Origin of the sequence: Methylopila turkensis (assembly GCF_027922325.1) — a bacterium.
Lineage (GTDB): Bacteria > Pseudomonadota > Alphaproteobacteria > Rhizobiales > Methylopilaceae > Methylopila > Methylopila turkensis.
In genome coordinates, this window is sequence record NZ_BSFL01000001.1 from 585,730 (window position 1) to 600,961 (window position 15,232).

The 15,232-nt window shown below is 71.3% G+C and carries 15 protein-coding genes; 7 read left to right on the top strand and 8 right to left on the bottom strand.

Annotation, left to right across the window (positions count from 1 at the left end):
* Positions 1-320: 320 nt before the first annotated feature.
* The 4 genes from PKE78_RS02725 to PKE78_RS02740 form a co-directional block, all read right to left on the bottom strand.
* Positions 321-1,706, bottom strand: coding sequence for a class II 3-deoxy-7-phosphoheptulonate synthase (locus tag PKE78_RS02725; RefSeq protein WP_271199308.1), 1,386 nt, complete (start codon positions 1,704-1,706; stop codon positions 321-323).
* 136 nt (positions 1,707-1,842) lie between these two features.
* A complete protein-coding gene (locus tag PKE78_RS02730; protein ID WP_271199309.1) occupies positions 1,843-3,291 on the bottom strand; it encodes an MDR family MFS transporter in 1,449 nt (482 codons plus the stop codon).
* A 175-nt stretch (positions 3,292-3,466) separates the two neighbouring features.
* Positions 3,467-4,828, bottom strand: a complete 1,362-nt coding sequence (gene gor, locus PKE78_RS02735) for a glutathione-disulfide reductase (protein WP_271199310.1) — start codon at positions 4,826-4,828, stop codon at positions 3,467-3,469.
* 122 nt (positions 4,829-4,950) lie between these two features.
* Positions 4,951-5,682 carry an SDR family NAD(P)-dependent oxidoreductase gene (locus PKE78_RS02740; protein WP_271199311.1) on the bottom strand — a complete coding sequence of 244 codons (732 nt, stop codon included), beginning with the start codon at positions 5,680-5,682 and terminating at the stop codon, positions 4,951-4,953.
* A gap of 63 nt (positions 5,683-5,745) precedes the next feature.
* On the opposite strand from PKE78_RS02740, the gene PKE78_RS02745 reads away from it, so the two are divergent.
* On the top strand, positions 5,746-5,934 hold the full coding sequence (locus tag PKE78_RS02745) for a DUF2256 domain-containing protein (protein WP_271199312.1): 189 nt from the start codon (positions 5,746-5,748) through the stop codon (positions 5,932-5,934).
* Here the strand turns inward: PKE78_RS02745 and PKE78_RS02750 are convergent.
* The 4 genes from PKE78_RS02750 to PKE78_RS02765 all read right to left on the bottom strand — a co-directional run bounded on the left by PKE78_RS02750 (position 5,918) and on the right by PKE78_RS02765 (position 9,446).
* Complete coding sequence (locus tag PKE78_RS02750) at positions 5,918-7,528, bottom strand: molybdopterin-binding/glycosyltransferase family 2 protein (protein ID WP_271199313.1); 1,611 nt, start codon at positions 7,526-7,528, stop codon at positions 5,918-5,920. The two genes, PKE78_RS02745 and PKE78_RS02750, sit on opposite strands and share 17 nt — an antisense overlap.
* On the bottom strand, positions 7,525-8,193 hold the full coding sequence (locus tag PKE78_RS02755; RefSeq protein ID WP_271199314.1) for an XdhC family protein: 669 nt from the start codon (positions 8,191-8,193) through the stop codon (positions 7,525-7,527). The genes PKE78_RS02750 and PKE78_RS02755 overlap by 4 nt, the downstream gene beginning before the upstream one ends.
* Before the next feature lie 16 nt (positions 8,194-8,209).
* On the bottom strand, positions 8,210-8,545 hold the full coding sequence (locus PKE78_RS02760) for an XdhC family protein (RefSeq protein ID WP_271199315.1): 336 nt from the start codon (positions 8,543-8,545) through the stop codon (positions 8,210-8,212).
* Positions 8,546-8,627: 82 nt separating this feature from the next.
* Entirely contained in the window at positions 8,628-9,446 is an 819-nt protein-coding gene (locus PKE78_RS02765) for a penicillin-binding transpeptidase domain-containing protein (RefSeq protein WP_271199316.1), read from the bottom strand.
* A gap of 329 nt (positions 9,447-9,775) precedes the next feature.
* Between PKE78_RS02765 and PKE78_RS02770 the strand changes: the two genes are divergently transcribed.
* The 6 genes from PKE78_RS02770 to PKE78_RS02795 all read left to right on the top strand — a co-directional run bounded on the left by PKE78_RS02770 (position 9,776) and on the right by PKE78_RS02795 (position 15,169).
* A complete protein-coding gene (locus tag PKE78_RS02770) occupies positions 9,776-10,690 on the top strand; it encodes an ABC transporter permease subunit (RefSeq protein ID WP_271199317.1) in 915 nt (304 codons plus the stop codon).
* Complete coding sequence (gene livM / locus PKE78_RS02775; protein WP_271199318.1) at positions 10,690-12,012, top strand: high-affinity branched-chain amino acid ABC transporter permease LivM; 1,323 nt, start codon at positions 10,690-10,692, stop codon at positions 12,010-12,012. The genes PKE78_RS02770 and livM overlap by 1 nt, the downstream gene beginning before the upstream one ends.
* Positions 12,009-12,878 carry an ABC transporter ATP-binding protein gene (locus PKE78_RS02780; protein ID WP_271199319.1) on the top strand — a complete coding sequence of 290 codons (870 nt, stop codon included), beginning with the start codon at positions 12,009-12,011 and terminating at the stop codon, positions 12,876-12,878. Before livM ends, PKE78_RS02780 begins: the two co-directional genes overlap by 4 nt.
* On the top strand, positions 12,875-13,600 hold the full coding sequence (locus tag PKE78_RS02785; RefSeq protein WP_271199320.1) for an ABC transporter ATP-binding protein: 726 nt from the start codon (positions 12,875-12,877) through the stop codon (positions 13,598-13,600). Before PKE78_RS02780 ends, PKE78_RS02785 begins: the two co-directional genes overlap by 4 nt.
* Positions 13,600-13,941, top strand: a complete 342-nt coding sequence (locus PKE78_RS02790) for a DUF6867 family protein (RefSeq protein ID WP_271199321.1) — start codon at positions 13,600-13,602, stop codon at positions 13,939-13,941. Before PKE78_RS02785 ends, PKE78_RS02790 begins: the two co-directional genes overlap by 1 nt.
* Before the next feature lie 121 nt (positions 13,942-14,062).
* On the top strand, positions 14,063-15,169 hold the full coding sequence (locus PKE78_RS02795) for a branched-chain amino acid ABC transporter substrate-binding protein (protein WP_271199322.1): 1,107 nt from the start codon (positions 14,063-14,065) through the stop codon (positions 15,167-15,169).
* Positions 15,170-15,232 lie beyond the last annotated feature (63 nt).

The following is a 15,232-nucleotide window of genomic DNA, read 5'->3' on the forward strand; positions in this document are numbered from 1 at the left end:
TTGAGCCGGGCCCCAGAACCTCACGGTTCTTAAACGCGACGCGACGGGCCAGCCGCGTTGGTCTTCACACGGCGGCGCGTCTGGGTCCCGGCTCAAGGCCCGGACAAGGAGCAGGCTCACTCATCCGACGCCTCGCGATCCTCGGGCGTCCAGCCGATCGAACTCGGCCAGCATGAGCGCCGCGAGATCGCCGGGCGTCTCATCCACGCGATAGGCGCGGCGCACGTCTTGAGGTGAGACCGCCATACGTCTCCGCCAAATCTGCACGAAGGAAGGCGGCGCGCCGAGCGCCGCGCCTTACGCCCGCCGGATCGGAGTTCTCACTCGGCGGCCGCGACATGCTTGCGGCCGCGGGCGACGCGCTCCTTCTTCAGCTCCTCGGCCACGAGGAACGCCGCCTCGATCGCCTGCTCGGCGTTGAGGCGCGGGTCGCAGTGGGTGTGGTAGCGGTCGTGCAGGTCCGCGTCCGAGATCGCGCGGGCGCCGCCCGTGCATTCGGTCACGTTCTTGCCGGTCATCTCCACATGGATGCCGCCGGCGTAGGAGCCCTCGGCGCGGTGGACGTCGAAGAACGCCTTCACCTCGGCGAGGATGCGCTCGAACGGCCGGGTCTTGTAGCCGGACGCCGCCTTGATGGTGTTGCCGTGCATCGGGTCGCACGACCACACCACGTTGCGGCCGCCAGTCTTGGTGGCGCGCACCAGCGCCGGAAGATGCGCGTCGACCTTGTCGGCGCCGAAGCGCGCGATCAGCGTCAGCCGGCCCGGCTCGTTGTCGGGATCGAGCGCCTCGATCAGCCGCATCAGCTCGTCCGGCTTCAGCGACGGGCCGCACTTCAGGCCGATCGGGTTCTTGATGCCGCGGAAGTACTCCACATGCGCATGGTCGAGCTGGCGCGTGCGGTCGCCGATCCAGAGCATGTGGCCCGAGGTCGCGTACCAGTCGCCGGTGGTCGAGTCGACGCGGGTCAGCGCCTGCTCGTAGCCGAGCAGCAGCGCCTCGTGGCTGGTGAAGAAGTCGGTCGTGCGCAGCTCCGTGTGCGTCTCCGGATCGACCCCGCAGGCGCGCATGAAGTCGAGCGCCTCCGCGATCCGGTCGGCCACCTCCTGGTAGCGGCCGGACTGCGGGCTCTCCTTGACGAAGCCGAGCATCCACTGGTGCACGAAGTCGAGATTGGCGTAGCCGCCGGTCGCGAAGGCGCGCAGCAGGTTCAGCGTCGCCGCCGACTGGCGGTACGCCTCGAGCTGGCGGCGCGGGTCCGGGATGCGGGCCTCGGGCGTCGCGTCGGTGCCGTTGACGATGTCGCCGCGGTAGATCGGCAGCTCGACGCCGTCCACGACCTCGGTCGGCGACGAGCGCGGCTTGGCGAACTGGCCGGCGATGCGGCCGACCTTCACCACCGGCGAGGCGGCGGCGTAGGTCATCACCACCGCCATCTGCAGCAGCACGCGGAAGAAGTCGCGGATGTTGTCGGCGGAATGCTCGGCGAAGGCCTCGGCGCAGTCCCCGCCCTGCAGCAGGAACGCCTCGCCCTTGGCGACTTTGGCGAGCTGGCGCTTCAGCTTGCGCGCCTCGCCGGCGAACACGAGCGGCGGAAACGACGCAAGCTGAGCCTCGACGGCCGAAAGCGCGGCCGCGTCCGGATAGACCGGGGCCTGCAGGATCGGCTTATCGCGCCAGCTGGACGGGCTCCAACGCTCGGACATCTCGGTTCTCCAAAAGCTCGCCGGGCGGCGCCGGCGCGGACGGCCGCAGCCGTCCACGCGTCATATGGCCGCTCGTGGCGCGCGCTTCTAGCACCTGCGCGCCGCCCGCGCCAACCCGCGGGAACCGCGAACCGGCTCAGCCTTCCGGAGGGAGCGGCTCGAAGCTGTCGCGCAGCGGACGGCGCGGCATGGCGGCGAGCGCCGCGATCGCGACCGCGGTCGCGACCGCCGCGATCAGGAACGCCATCCGGAAGGCGTCCGGGCTGATCGCCACGCGTGGGCCGGCTCCGCCGCCCTCCGCGCCGAGCCCCGCGCCCAGCACCACGGCCCCGAGCACCGCGACGCCGACCGCGGAGCCGAGCGAGCGCATGAAGGCGAGCAGAGCGGTCGCGGCCCCGAGGTCGTGGCGCGCGACGGCGTTCTGGACGCTGACGGTGGTGGTCGGGAAGATCGTGCCGACGCCGAAGCCGTAGACGAAGAACAGCGCCTCAGTGAGCCAGAACGAGCGCGCCTCGGTCGTCGCTGCGAGCACCGCGAGCGTCGCCAAGGCGACCGTGAGGCCTGCGAGCGCCGGGGTCTTGTACTTGTCCGACCGCACCAGCACGCGGGCCGCGGTCAGCGCGCCGCCGACGGCGCCGAGCGCGAGCGGCGTGAGGCCGAGCGCCGCGAGGTCCGGCCGGAGCCCGTGCATGGACTCGAAGTAGACCGGCGCCAGCGTCGACAGCCCAAGATGGCCGCCGACCGCGAAGAACAGCGAGGCCGTCGCGCGGGCGATGACGCGGTCCTTCAGCACGTGCAGCGGGATCAGCGGCTCGGCGAAAGTCCACAGCCGGCGCACGAACAGCGCGCCCGCCGCCGCCGCCGACGCGGCGAGCCCGAGCACCAGCGGCGAGGTCCAGTCGCCGCTGACGCGCCCGAAGGACAGCGCCAGCATGGCGAGCGACGTCGCGCCGACCACCAGCATTGCGCCCGGCACGTCCAGTCTGTGCGACTTCGGCTGGAACGTCAGGTCGCGCAGCGGCGCGTGCATGATCGCGAGCGCCAGCACGCCGATCGGCAGGTTGACCCAGAAGATCATCGACCAGTGCAGGTGCTCGGCCATCACGCCGCCGACGATCGGCCCCGCGATGCCCGACACCGCCCACATGCCCGAGATGTAGGCCGCGTAGTTGCCGCGCTGCTTCGGCGGCACGATGTCGCCGATGACAGTCTGCGCGAGGGCGATCAGGCCGCCGCCTCCGACGCCCTGCAGCGCGCGGCCGGCGACCAGAACGCCGAGATTGGGCGCCAGCGCGCACGCCACCGACCCCGCCAAGAAGATCGCGACCGCCGCGACGATCACCGGATAGCGGCCGTGGATGTCGGCGAGCTTGCCGTAGAGCGGCGTGACCGCCGTCGCGGTCACGAGATAGGCCGAGATCACCCAGGACAGGTACTCGGCGTGGCCGAGCGACTGGCCGATGGTGGTCATCGCCGGCGCGACGATGGTCTGGTCGAGCGCCGCTAGCAGCATCGCGGCCAGCACGCCGACGATGATCTGGCGCCGACGGACGTCGTCGATGACCGGGGCCGCGCGCGCGTCCATCAGGACGGCGCTCCTTCCCCTCTCCCCGCCGGGGAGAGGTCGATCGGCGAAGCCGAGCGGGTGAGGGGGAGGATCGCAAGCCGAAGAGGGGCAAGCCCCCTCACCCGGCCCTCCGGGCCGACCTCTCCCCGCCGGGGAGAGGCGGCAGAGAGCGATGCGCCGCCTCGGCGAACGCTCACGACGGCGACCACTTGGTCCTGAGCGTGACGAGTTCCTCCGCGGCGGTCGGGTGCAGCGCGACGGTCGCGTCGAACTGCGCCTTCGTCGCGCCCATCTTCACGGCGACGGCCGCGAGCTGGATCATCTCCGCCGCGGCCTCGCCGACGATGTGCACGCCGAGCACGCGGTCGGTCGCGGCGTCGACGACGATCTTCATCAGCACCTTCTCGTCCCGGCCGGAGAGCGTCGCCTTCATCGGCCGGAAGCGGGCCTTGTAGATGTCGACCTCGCCGCCCCGGTCGCGCGCCTCGGCCTCGGTCAGGCCCACGACGCCGACCTCGGGCGTCGCGAATACGGCGGTCGGGATGTCGGCGTAGTCCACGAGTGTCGGCGCGTTTCCGAACACGGTGTCGGCGAAGGCGTGGCCCTCGCGGATCGCGACCGGCGTCAGGTTCACGCGGTTGGTGACGTCGCCCACGGCGTAGATCGAGGGCACGTTGGTGCGGGCGGTCACGTCCACCATCACCGCGCCGGAGTGGTCGCGCATCACATGGGTGGCGTCGAGGCCGAGATTGTCGACCAGCGCGCCGCGCCCGATCGCGAGCATCACCTGCTCCGCCTCAATCGCGCGGCCGGCGCTCGTGAGCACGCGGCGGCCGCTTTCGACCGCCTCGATCCCCACGATTTCGTCCTCGAAGACCAGTTCCACGCCGCGCTTGGCGAGGCCCGCGGCGACCTCGTCGCGCACGTCCTCGTCGAAGCCGCGCAGCAGCTTCGCGCCGCGGTGGATCAGGGTGACGCGGGAGCCGAGCCCGGCGAACACGCCGGCGAACTCGATCGCGATGTAGCCTCCGCCGACGATGACGATGCTCGCCGGCAGCGCGGGCAGGTCGAACGCCTCGTTCGAGGAGATCGCGAGCTCCGCGCCGGGGAAGACGCCCTTCGCGGGCGCGCCGCCGGTCGCGATCAGGATGGTCCCCGCCGTCACGGTCGCGCCGTCGGCGAGCGCGACCGCGTTCTCACCTGCGATGGTGGCGCGCTGGCGGTGTATCGCGACGCCGGCCTTGACGAGATTCGCCTCGTAGATCGCGGACAGGCGCGCGATCTCGCGGTCCTTCGCCGCGATCAGCGCCGGCCAGGAGAAGGTCGGCTCCGGCACGGTCCAGCCGAAGCCGGCGGCGTCCTCGAACTCCTCGGCGAAGCGGCTGGCGTAGACCAGCAGCTTCTTCGGCACGCAGCCCCGGATGACGCAGGTGCCGCCGATGCGGTACTCCTCCGCGATCGCGACCTTGGCGCCGTGCTGGGCCGCGATCCGCGCCGCGCGCACGCCGCCGGAGCCCGCGCCGATGACGAACAGGTCGACGTCGTATTCCGCCATGCCACACGCTCCTCAGCTTTCGAGCCTCGCGCGCATAAGGCACAGGGGCCGCGAGGGCGCAACGTGGGAGGGGCGGCGGCCGTCGACAACGGCGCGCCCGGCATCGCAGGCCCGCGCCAGCGCTATCCCTTGGTCCGGAGCGTCGACCGCCCGCCGTCGACGCCCATGACCTGGCCGGTGATCCAGCCGGCCGCGTCCGACAGCAGGAAGGCGGCGAGCGCCGCCGCGTCCTCAGGCTCGCCGAGGCGCGGGATCGCATGCATGGCGGCGATCGCGGAGGCCACCTGCTCGGAGCCGGCCAAGGGCGCCGCGAGCGGAGTCTTCGTGAGCGACGGCGCGACGGCGTTGACGCGGACCTTCGGCGCGAGCTCGGCCGCAAGCGCCCGGACAAGGCCTTCCACGGCCCCCTTGGCCATCGCGACCGAGGCGTGGTTCGCAAAGCCCTGCGCCACCGCGACCGTCGAGAACAGCACCACCGACGCTCCGTCCGCCTGCTTCAACACCGGCAGCGCGGCGCGCGCCGCCCGCGCGGCCCCGAGCGCGTTGAGGACGAAGTCCGTCTCGAAATCCCCGTCGGTCAGCTTGGACAGCGGCTTCAGATTGATGGTGCCGACCGCATAGGCGAGCCCGACCAGATGACCGTCGGCGGCCGCGGCCTCGGTGGCGCGCGCGAACAGGTCGGGATCGGCGACGTCGCCGACGGTGTAGCCGCCGCCCGTCTCGTCGGCTGCGGCCCTGAGCCGCTCTTCGCTGCGGCCGACGAGATGCACTGCTCCGCCGCGCGCGACCACGGCGCGCGCCAGCGCCGATCCGATGCCGCCGCTTCCGCCGTAGATGAGCGTCGTATCCGCCATGCCGTCTCCTTCGGGCCCCTCGGTCCGCATACGGCCGCGCGCTTCACCCGGTTCAGACCGACCATGCCCAAGCGCAAAGCCAAGGCCGATCTGCCGCACAAGCTTTGCGCCGGCTGCGGCCGCCCGTTCGCCTGGCGCAAGCGCTGGGAGAAGGTCTGGGACGAGGTGCGCTACTGCTCGGAGCGCTGCCGACGGGAGCGGCGGCCGACAGGCAAGCGCGCGGACGAGCCGCCCGCTATTCGCCGGCCCTGAGCGCCCTCAGCGCTTCCGGCGTGTCGACGTCGAACAGCACGCCGGCGTCCGCCTCGACCTCGCGCACGAATTCGGCGTAGGCGCCGAGAACATGGCGTCCGCCGACGTCGCCTTCGACGGCCATGAGCTCGGCGAAGAAGCGGCGGCCCCAGAGCACGGGGTTGCCGCGCTTGCCGTCGCGCGTCGGCAGGACGGCGTGCGCGCCGGACGAGGGATCGAACGCCGCGACAAGCTTGCCGATCAGCCCCGGATCGATGCGCGGCATGTCGCCAAGCATCACCAGCGCGCCGTCGACGCTGCGGTCGAGGGCGACGAGGCCCGCCCTCAGCGAGGTCGAAAGGCCGTCGCCGAACGCGGGATTGGCGGCGAAGCGCACGGGAAGCCCGGCGAGCGCCGCCTCGACCCGATCGGCCTGATGGCCGACGACGACCACCACTTCGGAGAGCGCCTTGGAGGCGAGCGCGGCCTCGACGGCGTGCCGCACCAGCGGCCGGCCCTCGACGATCTCGAGCAGCTTGTTCGGCCCCTCCATGCGGCTCGAACGCCCGGCCGCGAGCACGACGCCCGCGACGCGGCCGCCGCCCTCCTCCGCTTCCGCGCGCAGTTGCGGACGCGAGACGATCTCCATCAGCAGCCCGCCCACGCCCATGCCGGCGATCTCGGCGCCCGAAACCGGCGTGCGGGCGAGCAGCCGGCCCAGCACCCAGTCGAAGCCGTTCTCCTTCGGCGAGCGCGCGCAGCCGGGCGCGCCGACGACCGGCACGTTCCCGATACGGCCAAGCAGCAGCAGGTTGCCGGGATCGACCGGCATGCCGAGCCGCTCGACCGAGCCCCCCACCGCCTCGATCGCCATCGGCACCACGTCGCGGCGGTCGGTGATGGCGGAGGCGCCGAACACCACGATCAGCTCCGGGTCCGCCGGCGCGAGCGAGACGAGCGCGCGGGCGAGCGCGTCGGCGTCGTGCGGCACGCGCAGCTCGCCCACCACCCTCGCGCCGGCCGGCGCGAGGCGGCGCTCGAGCGTGGCGATGGTCTTGTCGACCACCTTAGTCGCGAGGCCCGGCAGCAGGGTCGAGACCGCGGCCACCCGCGTCACCCGATAGGGCGCGATCCGCACCAGCGGGCCGGACGCGCGCGCCGCAGCCTCGGCGGCCGCGACCGTCGCCTCGGGCAGCGCGAACGGGATGATCTTCACCGTCGCCGCCATGGCGTCGCGGGCTACGGCGGCGTGCTCCGGCAGCGTGGCGAAGGTGACGTCCTCGGTGATCGCGTTCAGGGCGTCGACGCCGGCGCGGTCCACGAGCAGCAACCCGGCCTCGTCGGCGAACAGGTTGGCGCGGCCGGTGAAGGGGCGGTCGACGCGGACGCCCGAGCCGGCGAGCGCGGTCGCGATCCGGTGCGCGGCCTCGTTCTCGGGCACGTCGTCGGGCGCGAGCTCCGCGACCACCATCTCGGAGACGCCGGCCCGCGCAAGCGCCGCGGCGTCGGCGAGCGTCACCACCGCGCCCTTGCGGATCGTCACGCCGTCGGCGCGCACGGCGTGGGCCGCGACCGACCCGACCGCCCGCGCCACCGGGACCGAACCGAATCTCATGCCGTGGTCTCCTGCGGCCGCCGGAGCGCGGCGGTGATTTCGGCGAGCGTCGCGACCGCGATCTCCGCCGGGCTCACCGCGCCGATCGGCAGCCCGATGGGCGCGCGCACGCGATCGATCGCCGCCGGCGGCACGCCCGCCTCCTCCAGCCTCTGGCGGCGCGCGGCGTGCGTCTTCCGCGAGCCGAGCGCGCCGACATAGAAGCAGTTCGCCGCGAGCGCCGCGGCCAGCGCCGGATCGTCGATCTTGGGATCGTGGGTGACGGCGGCGACCGCCGTGAAGGGGTCGAGCCGCAGGTCGGCGCGGTCCGGCCATTCCGCGCGCAGGTCGACGCCGGGGAAGCGTTCGGCGCTCGCGAAGGCCGCGCGCGGATCGACCACCACGACGTCGTAGCCCGTCATCGCCGCCATGGGCGCCAGCGCCTGGCTGATGTGCACGGCCCCGACGATCACGAGCCGGGGCGACGGGCGGTGGACCGCGAGGAAGACGTCGCCCGCGACGCCGCTGCGGCCGGAGCGGATCGCCTCGCGGATGTCGGCCTCGGCCGGATCGCCCGCGGGGTCTGTCACAAGCCGCTGCTCGCCGTCGGCGAGGCGCGTGACGACGACCGCGAGCCGCCGCTCCGCCCGCGCGGCGTTGAGCGCCGCAAGCAGTTCGAGCTTCATGCGCGGAGCCGCCCGGTCACGCGACCTTCTCCACGAACACCTTGATCCGGCCGCCGCAGGACAGGCCGACGCGCCACGCGGTCTCGTCCGCGACGCCGAACTCCAGCAGGCGCGGCTCGCCGCTCGCGATGACCTCGGCGGCCTCGCCCACGACCGCGCCCTCGACGCAGCCGCCGGAGACCGAGCCCTCGAACGCGCCGTCGGCGTCGATCACGAGATGGCTGCCGGCCGGCCGCGGCGCGGATCCCCAGGTCTCGACCACGGTCGCAAGCGCGACCTGGCGGCCTTCGCGCGCCCACGCCTCGGCGATGGCGAGCGGGTCGGCCGCGGGACGGTCAGAGGTGGCGGACATGGGGCGCGTCCTCGTTCCCGGCCCGGAGGAAGTCCGGGCGTCGCGCCCGAACATAATCCTCCGCCGGCGTTTTGCGACGGCCTCATCGCTTCGGCGGCGGCGGCGTCAGCGACAGCTCGTTCAGCACGGCGCGCATCCGGCCGAGCGCGTCCGCGCCCGTGACCTCCGCGCCCTTCTCGACCGCCGAGTAGATCGTGCTGCGGCCGCCGCGGTCGACCCAGCCGATCGCCCAGGCGACCCTGTCGCCGCCGGCCGGACCGCATTCGCCGCTTTTCCAGGCGAACAGCCCCTCGGGTATGCGCTCGAACGGGATGATCTCCACCGCCCGCGCCTGCGATTCGGCGCTCGTCGGCAGTTCGCCGCGCTTCAGCCGGGCCAGGAAATCGACCTGCTCCACCGGGCTGATCCTGAGGCCGTCCGGGGATTCGCCCAGCCACATGCGCTCCACCGGCGAGGCGCTCGCGTCAGCGTTGCCGTAGCGCAGGGCGGCCAGCGCCTTGCCATAGGCCTCCGGCCCGATCCGGCGCGCGAGCTCTTCATAGACCCAGGGCTCGGGCTTCCGGAACGCGTCGCGGAGATTGACGCCGCGCTCCGCCGACTTCTGCTCGGGGTCGTCGCCCTGAAGCTCACGCCGGACCGGCGTGTCGGCGTCCGGCACGATTCCGCGATCGATCGCGACCACGTTGGCGGCGACTTCGAAGGCGGCGCAGGGCGGCAGGCGCTCGCCGCACGCCTGCAAGTCGCTCACCGCCGGCTGGGCGCCGGCCGCCACGTCGCGCAGCACGCCGCAGGCCGCGACGCCGTCGAACGCCCGTCCGAACGCGGCCGCGAAATCCTCGGTCGGCCCCTGGGCCCGCGCGGACGCCGGCGCTGACAGCGCGACGGCTACGGCGACCCGCACGGCGGCCGCAAGACGCGGCCCCCGGCGCTCCGAACGCACTTCCGGGGCGACGCCCCGCTCACATCCGTCCCTGTCCGCCAATGCGCCCTCGACGACGTCCCTCGCTCCTCGCCCCGACACATAGCACGCTCCAAGGCGTCTCGGCCTGCGCAGCTTTCGCGCGAACGCCGCATCATCGGCGGAGCCGCGTTGTCGGCGCCCGCCGCGCTTGCTAAGAGTCAGGGCCGGCCGATTTCGCACATTGCGGAGGCAGGCTCATTTTCCGGGCGGATGGCGGGAGCGCGAGGCTCCGTCAGACGGCGGACGAGGAAAGGGCGTAGCGCGCGGGCATGGAATATTTCCTCCAGCAGCTCATCAACGGCGTCACCCTCGGCTCGATCTACGGGCTCATCGCCATCGGCTACACGATGGTCTACGGCATCGTCGGCATGATCAACTTCGCCCATGGCGACGTGTTCATGGTCGGGGCGTTCATGGCGCTGATCGTCTATCTCGCCCTCGTCGCGATCGGAATCACCTTCGTGCCGCTCGCGCTGCTCGTGGTGCTGATCGTCGCCATGGCGCTGACCGCGCTCTACGGCTGGACGGTGGAGCGGATCGCCTATCGGCCCTTGCGCGGCTCGTTCCGCCTCGCGCCGCTGATCTCCGCGATCGGCATGTCGATCTTCCTGCAGAACTACGTCCAGCTCGCTCAGGGCGCGCGGGTGAAGCCGCTGCCTCCGGTGGTGCCCGGCGGGCACCAGTTCGGCGCGGCGGAAGGCTTCGTCGTCAACATCTCGAACGTGCAGATCCTGATCGTCGTCACCACCGTGGCGCTGATGGCGATCTTCACGGTGATCGTCGCCAAGACCTCGCTCGGCCGCGCCCAGCGCGCCTGCGAGCAGGACCGCAAGATGGCCTCCCTGCTCGGCGTCGACGTCGACCGCACGATCTCGCTGACCTTCGTGATGGGGGCCGCGCTCGCCTCGGTCGCAGGGCTGATGTACCTGCTCTATTACGGCGTGGTGGACTTCTACATCGGCTTCGTCGCCGGCGTGAAAGCCTTCACCGCCGCGGTGCTCGGCGGCATCGGATCGCTCCCCGGCGCCATGCTGGGCGGCCTGCTGATCGGTCTGATCGAGACCTTCTGGTCAGCCTATTTCTCGGTCGAATACAAGGACGTCGCGGCGTTCTCGATCCTCGCGATCGTGCTGATCTTCCTGCCGTCCGGCCTGCTCGGACGGCCCGAGGTCGAGAAGGTCTGATGCCGCAGACCCCCGCCGCGGACGCGCAGGCGTCGACGGAAGCGTCCTTCCCCGCCGCGGTCCGCGACGCCGCCGTCGCCGCCCTGATCGCGCTTGGCCTGTCGGCGCCGATGATGGGCCTCGTGCCGGTGCAGAGCCCGCAGGGCCTTGTGCTGGAGCAGCGCTGGGCGCCGGTCGCGATCGCGGTCGCGGTGGTGTTCGCCGGCCGGCTGCTGCTCAACCTCACGCTCTGGCGGCCCGGTCGCGTCAAGCGCGTCGGCTACGTGCCGCCCAAGCTCGAGGCGAAGCTCGCGGGGCTCGCGCGCTTCCTCGGCCCGCTCGCCATCGCCGGCGCGGTCGCGATGCCGCTGCTGCCCTTCACCGAACGCTACGCGATCGACCTCGGCATCCTGGTGCTGACCTATGTCATGCTGGGCTGGGGCCTGAACATCGTGGTCGGGCTCGCCGGCCTGCTCGACCTCGGCTACGTGGCGTTCTATGCGGTCGGGGCCTATTCCTACGCCCTGCTCGCGCAGTATTTCGGGCTGTCGTTCTGGATCTGCCTGCCGCTCGCCGGCATCCTCGCGGCGTTCTGGGGCGTGATCCTCGGCTTCCCCGTGCTCCGTCTCAGGGGCGACTATCTCGCGATCGTCACGCTCGCCTTCGGCGAGATCATCCGCATCGTGCTGCTGAACTGGTATTGGGTGACGGGCGGACCGAACGGCATTTCCGGCATCCCCCGGCCGAGCTTCTTCGGAATCGACTTCGACCGCGGGCCGGACGGCTTCGCGGCGACCTTCGGGCTCGACTACTCGCCGCTGCACCGCATCCTGTTCCTGTACTACCTGATCCTCGCGCTGGCGCTCCTCACCAACTTCGTCACGATCCGCCTGCGCCGGCTGCCGATCGGCCGCGCCTGGGAGGCGCTGAGGGAAGACGAGATCGCCTGCCGCTCGCTCGGCATCAACACCGTCACCACCAAGCTGACAGCCTTCGCGATCGGCGCCTCGTTCGCGGGCTTCGCCGGCTCGTTCTTCGCGACCCGGCAGGGCTTCATCAGCCCGGAGAGCTTCGTGTTCATGGAAAGCGCGATGATCCTCGCGATCGTCGTGCTCGGCGGCATGGGCTCCCAGTTCGGCGTCGCGATCGCGGCCGTGGTGATGATCGGCGGCTTCGAGCTGTTCCGCGAGTTCAGCGACTACCGCATGATCACCTTCGGGCTGGTCATGGTGCTGGTGATGATCTGGCGGCCGCGCGGCCTGGTCTCGTCCCGCTCGCCGTCCGTGTTCCTGAAGGAGAAGAAGGCGATCTCCGGCTCCCTCGTGCAGGAGGGCCACGGATGACCGAGGAGCTGCCGGCCCTCCCCGACGACGTGCTGCTGCGCGTGGAGCACCTGACCATGCGCTTCGGCGGCCTCACCGCCGTGAACGACGTCTCCTTCGACGTCCGCCGGGGCGAGATCACCGCTCTGATCGGCCCGAACGGCGCCGGCAAGACCACGGTGTTCAACTGCATCACCGGCTTCTACAAGCCGACCGCCGGCCGGCTCCCGCTGAAGAGCCATGAGGGCGTGCTGCTGCTGGAGCGGCTGCGCGACCACCAGATTTCGCGCAAGGCCAACGTCGCGCGCACCTTCCAGAACATCCGCCTGTTCGGCGGCATGACCGCGCTCGAGAATCTGCTCGTCGCCCAGCACGAGCCGCTGATGAAGGCGTCGGGCCTCACCGTGCTCGGCGTGCTCGGGATCGGCGGGTTCAACAGGGCGGAGCGCCAGGCGATCGAGAAGGCCAAGGTCTGGCTCGAGCGCATCGGCCTGATCGACCGCGCCGACGACCCCGCGGCCGACCTGCCCTACGGCGACCAGCGCCGGCTCGAGATCGCGCGCGCCATGTGCACCAACCCGGTGCTGCTGTGCCTCGACGAGCCCGCCGCCGGCCTCAACCCGCGCGAGTCGCTGGAGCTCAACGCGCTGCTGCGCTCGATCCGCGACGACGACGGCGCCGCGGTGCTGCTGATCGAGCACGACATGAGCGTCGTCATGGAGATCTCCGACCACGTCGTCGTGCTCGACTACGGCAAGAAGATCTCCGACGGCTCCCCGAAGGCGGTGCGCGACGACCCGAAGGTGATCGCCGCCTATCTCGGCGTCGAGGATGAGGAGGTCGCCGACGTCGAGCGCGAGGTCGAGGGCGCGGAGGCCGCGCGATGACCGAGCCGATGCTGACGATCCGCGGCGTCACCGCCTATTACGGCGCGATCGCGGCCTTGAAGGGCGTGGACATCGACGTCGCCAAGGGCGAGATCGTCACGCTGATCGGCGCGAACGGCGCCGGCAAGTCGACCCTGATGATGACGATCTTCGGCAGCCCGCAGGCGCGCGACGGCTCCATCGTCTATGACGGCCGCGACATCACCCGCATGCCGACGCACGAAATCGCGCGGCTCAGGATCGCCCAGTCGCCGGAAGGGCGCCGCATCTTCCCGCGCATGACCGTGCTGGAGAACCTCCAGATGGGCGCGGCGGTGACGCAGTTCGCCCATTTCGACGAAGACCTGCGGCGGATGTTCGATCTGTTTCCGCGGCTCAAGGAGCGCGTCTCCCAGCGCGGCGGCACGCTGTCCGGCGGCGAGCAGCAGATGCTCGCAATCGCCCGCGCGCTGATGAGCCGGCCGCAGTTCCTGCTGCTCGACGAGCCCTCGCTCGGCCTCGCGCCGCTGATCGCCAAGCAGATCTTCGCGGCGATCGGCGAGCTGAACCGCACCGAGGGCCTGACCGTGTTCCTGGTCGAGCAGAACGCCTACCACGCGCTGAAGCTCGCCCATCGCGGCTACGTCATGGTCAACGGCTCGATCACGCTGTCGGGCGCGGGCCGCGAGCTGCTGGAGCGCGAGGAGGTCCGCGCCGCCTATCTCGAGGGAGGGCGGCACTGATGGGGCTGATCTGGGAGATCTCGCTTCCCGAATTCCTGTTCGTCACCGTCATCCTCGGCGGCGGCGCCGCGTGGCTCGCCGGCCGCGCCATCGCGGGCGCGTGGGAGCCGGCGTGGAAGGCGGCGGTCTGGATGGTTCCGCTCGCCTGCGCCGTGCGCTTCATCCATTTCGCGCTGTTCAGCGGCAGCCTGCTGACCCTGCACTTTCTGCTCGTCGATCTCGCGATCCTCGTCGGGCTCGCGCTCCTCGGCCATCGCGTCACGACGGCGCGCAAGATGGTCCGGCAATATCCGTGGCTCTACGAGCCAAGCGGGCCGCTGTCGTGGCGCCCGCGGCGATGATCTCTGGCCGCCCCGACCCGCGTGACAGACGCGGCGCGGCGCGGCACATTGGACCAAAGGCGAACGGAAGAGTCGCCTTCGCGGAACAGCTTCGGGCATGCGACAGCAAGGGATTCCATCGATGAAGAAACATCTCGCGGCCGGCCTCGGGCTCGGCCTTGCGCTCGTCCTTTCGGCGCCCGCCTACGCCGACATCGTCATCGGCGTCGCGGGCCCGATGACCGGCGAGAACGCCGTGTTCGGGGCCCAGCTCAAGAACGGCGCCGAGCAGGCGGTGGCCGACATCAACGCCGCCGGCGGCGTCAACGGCGAGAAGCTGGTGCTGAAGGTCGGCGACGACGCCTGCGATCCGAAGCAGGCCGTCAACGTCGCGAACCAGCTCGTCAGCCAGGGCGTGAAGTTCGTGGTCGGGCACTACTGCTCGGGCTCGTCGATCCCGGCCTCCGCGGTCTACGCCGAGGAAGAGGTGATCCAGGTCTCGCCGGCCTCCACCAACCCGACCTACACCGACAAGCGCCCCGGCCCGACGATCTACCGCGTCTGCGGCCGCGACGACCAGCAGGGCGGCATCGCCGGCAAGTACATCCTCGAGAAGTACGCCGGCAAGAAGGTCGCGGTCGTCCACGACAAGTCGTCCTACGGCAAGGGCCTCGCCGACGAGACGCTGAAGACGTTCCAGGCCGGCGGCGGCAAGGAGACCCTCTACGAGGCGATCACCGCGGGCGAGAAGGACTATTCGGCGCTGGTGTCGAAGCTCAAGCAGGCCAACGTCGACGTCGTCTACTTCGGCGGATACTACCAGCAGGCCGGCCTGATCGTGCGCCAGATGCGCGACCAGGGCCTGAAGGCGGTGCTGATGGGCGGCGACGCGCTGCAGTCGAACGAGTTCCTCGGCATCACCGGCAAGGGCGGCGAAGGCACGCTCTTCACCTTCCCGCCGGACCAGACCAAGCTCGCGAGCGCGGCCGAGGTGGTGAAGAAGTTCAAGGAGAAGAAGATCTCGCCGGAGGGCTTCACGCTCTACAGCTACGCCGCCGTGCAGATCTTCGCCAAGGCCGCCACCGACGCCAAATCGACCGAGGCCGACGCCGTCACCGCCGAGATGAACAAGCAGGCCTTCCCGACGGTGGCCGGCGAGATCAAGTTCGACGACAAGGGCGACCCGACCGTCGCCGGCTTCACGTTCTACGAGTTCAAGGACGGCGGCTACAGCCAGCTCGGCATGTAAGCTCCGGCGTTCCGACAACGATCGAGCCCGTCCCGGCGATCCCGGGGCGGGCTTTTTTTTTTC

Coding starts and splice junctions, on each gene's coding strand:
- PKE78_RS02725 (WP_271199308.1), bottom strand. CDS start 1,706: ATGTCCGAGCGTTGGAGCCCGTCCAGCTGGCGCGATAAGCCGATCCTG.
- PKE78_RS02730 (WP_271199309.1), bottom strand. CDS start 3,291: ATGGACGCGCGCGCGGCCCCGGTCATCGACGACGTCCGTCGGCGCCAG.
- gor (WP_271199310.1), bottom strand. CDS start 4,828: ATGGCGGAATACGACGTCGACCTGTTCGTCATCGGCGCGGGCTCCGGC.
- PKE78_RS02740 (WP_271199311.1), bottom strand. CDS start 5,682: ATGGCGGATACGACGCTCATCTACGGCGGAAGCGGCGGCATCGGATCG.
- PKE78_RS02745 (WP_271199312.1), top strand. CDS start 5,746: ATGCCCAAGCGCAAAGCCAAGGCCGATCTGCCGCACAAGCTTTGCGCC.
- PKE78_RS02750 (WP_271199313.1), bottom strand. CDS start 7,528: ATGAGATTCGGTTCGGTCCCGGTGGCGCGGGCGGTCGGGTCGGTCGCG.
- PKE78_RS02755 (WP_271199314.1), bottom strand. CDS start 8,193: ATGAAGCTCGAACTGCTTGCGGCGCTCAACGCCGCGCGGGCGGAGCGG.
- PKE78_RS02760 (WP_271199315.1), bottom strand. CDS start 8,545: ATGTCCGCCACCTCTGACCGTCCCGCGGCCGACCCGCTCGCCATCGCC.
- PKE78_RS02770 (WP_271199317.1), top strand. CDS start 9,776: ATGGAATATTTCCTCCAGCAGCTCATCAACGGCGTCACCCTCGGCTCG.
- livM (WP_271199318.1), top strand. CDS start 10,690: ATGCCGCAGACCCCCGCCGCGGACGCGCAGGCGTCGACGGAAGCGTCC.
- PKE78_RS02780 (WP_271199319.1), top strand. CDS start 12,009: ATGACCGAGGAGCTGCCGGCCCTCCCCGACGACGTGCTGCTGCGCGTG.
- PKE78_RS02785 (WP_271199320.1), top strand. CDS start 12,875: ATGACCGAGCCGATGCTGACGATCCGCGGCGTCACCGCCTATTACGGC.
- PKE78_RS02790 (WP_271199321.1), top strand. CDS start 13,600: ATGGGGCTGATCTGGGAGATCTCGCTTCCCGAATTCCTGTTCGTCACC.
- PKE78_RS02795 (WP_271199322.1), top strand. CDS start 14,063: ATGAAGAAACATCTCGCGGCCGGCCTCGGGCTCGGCCTTGCGCTCGTC.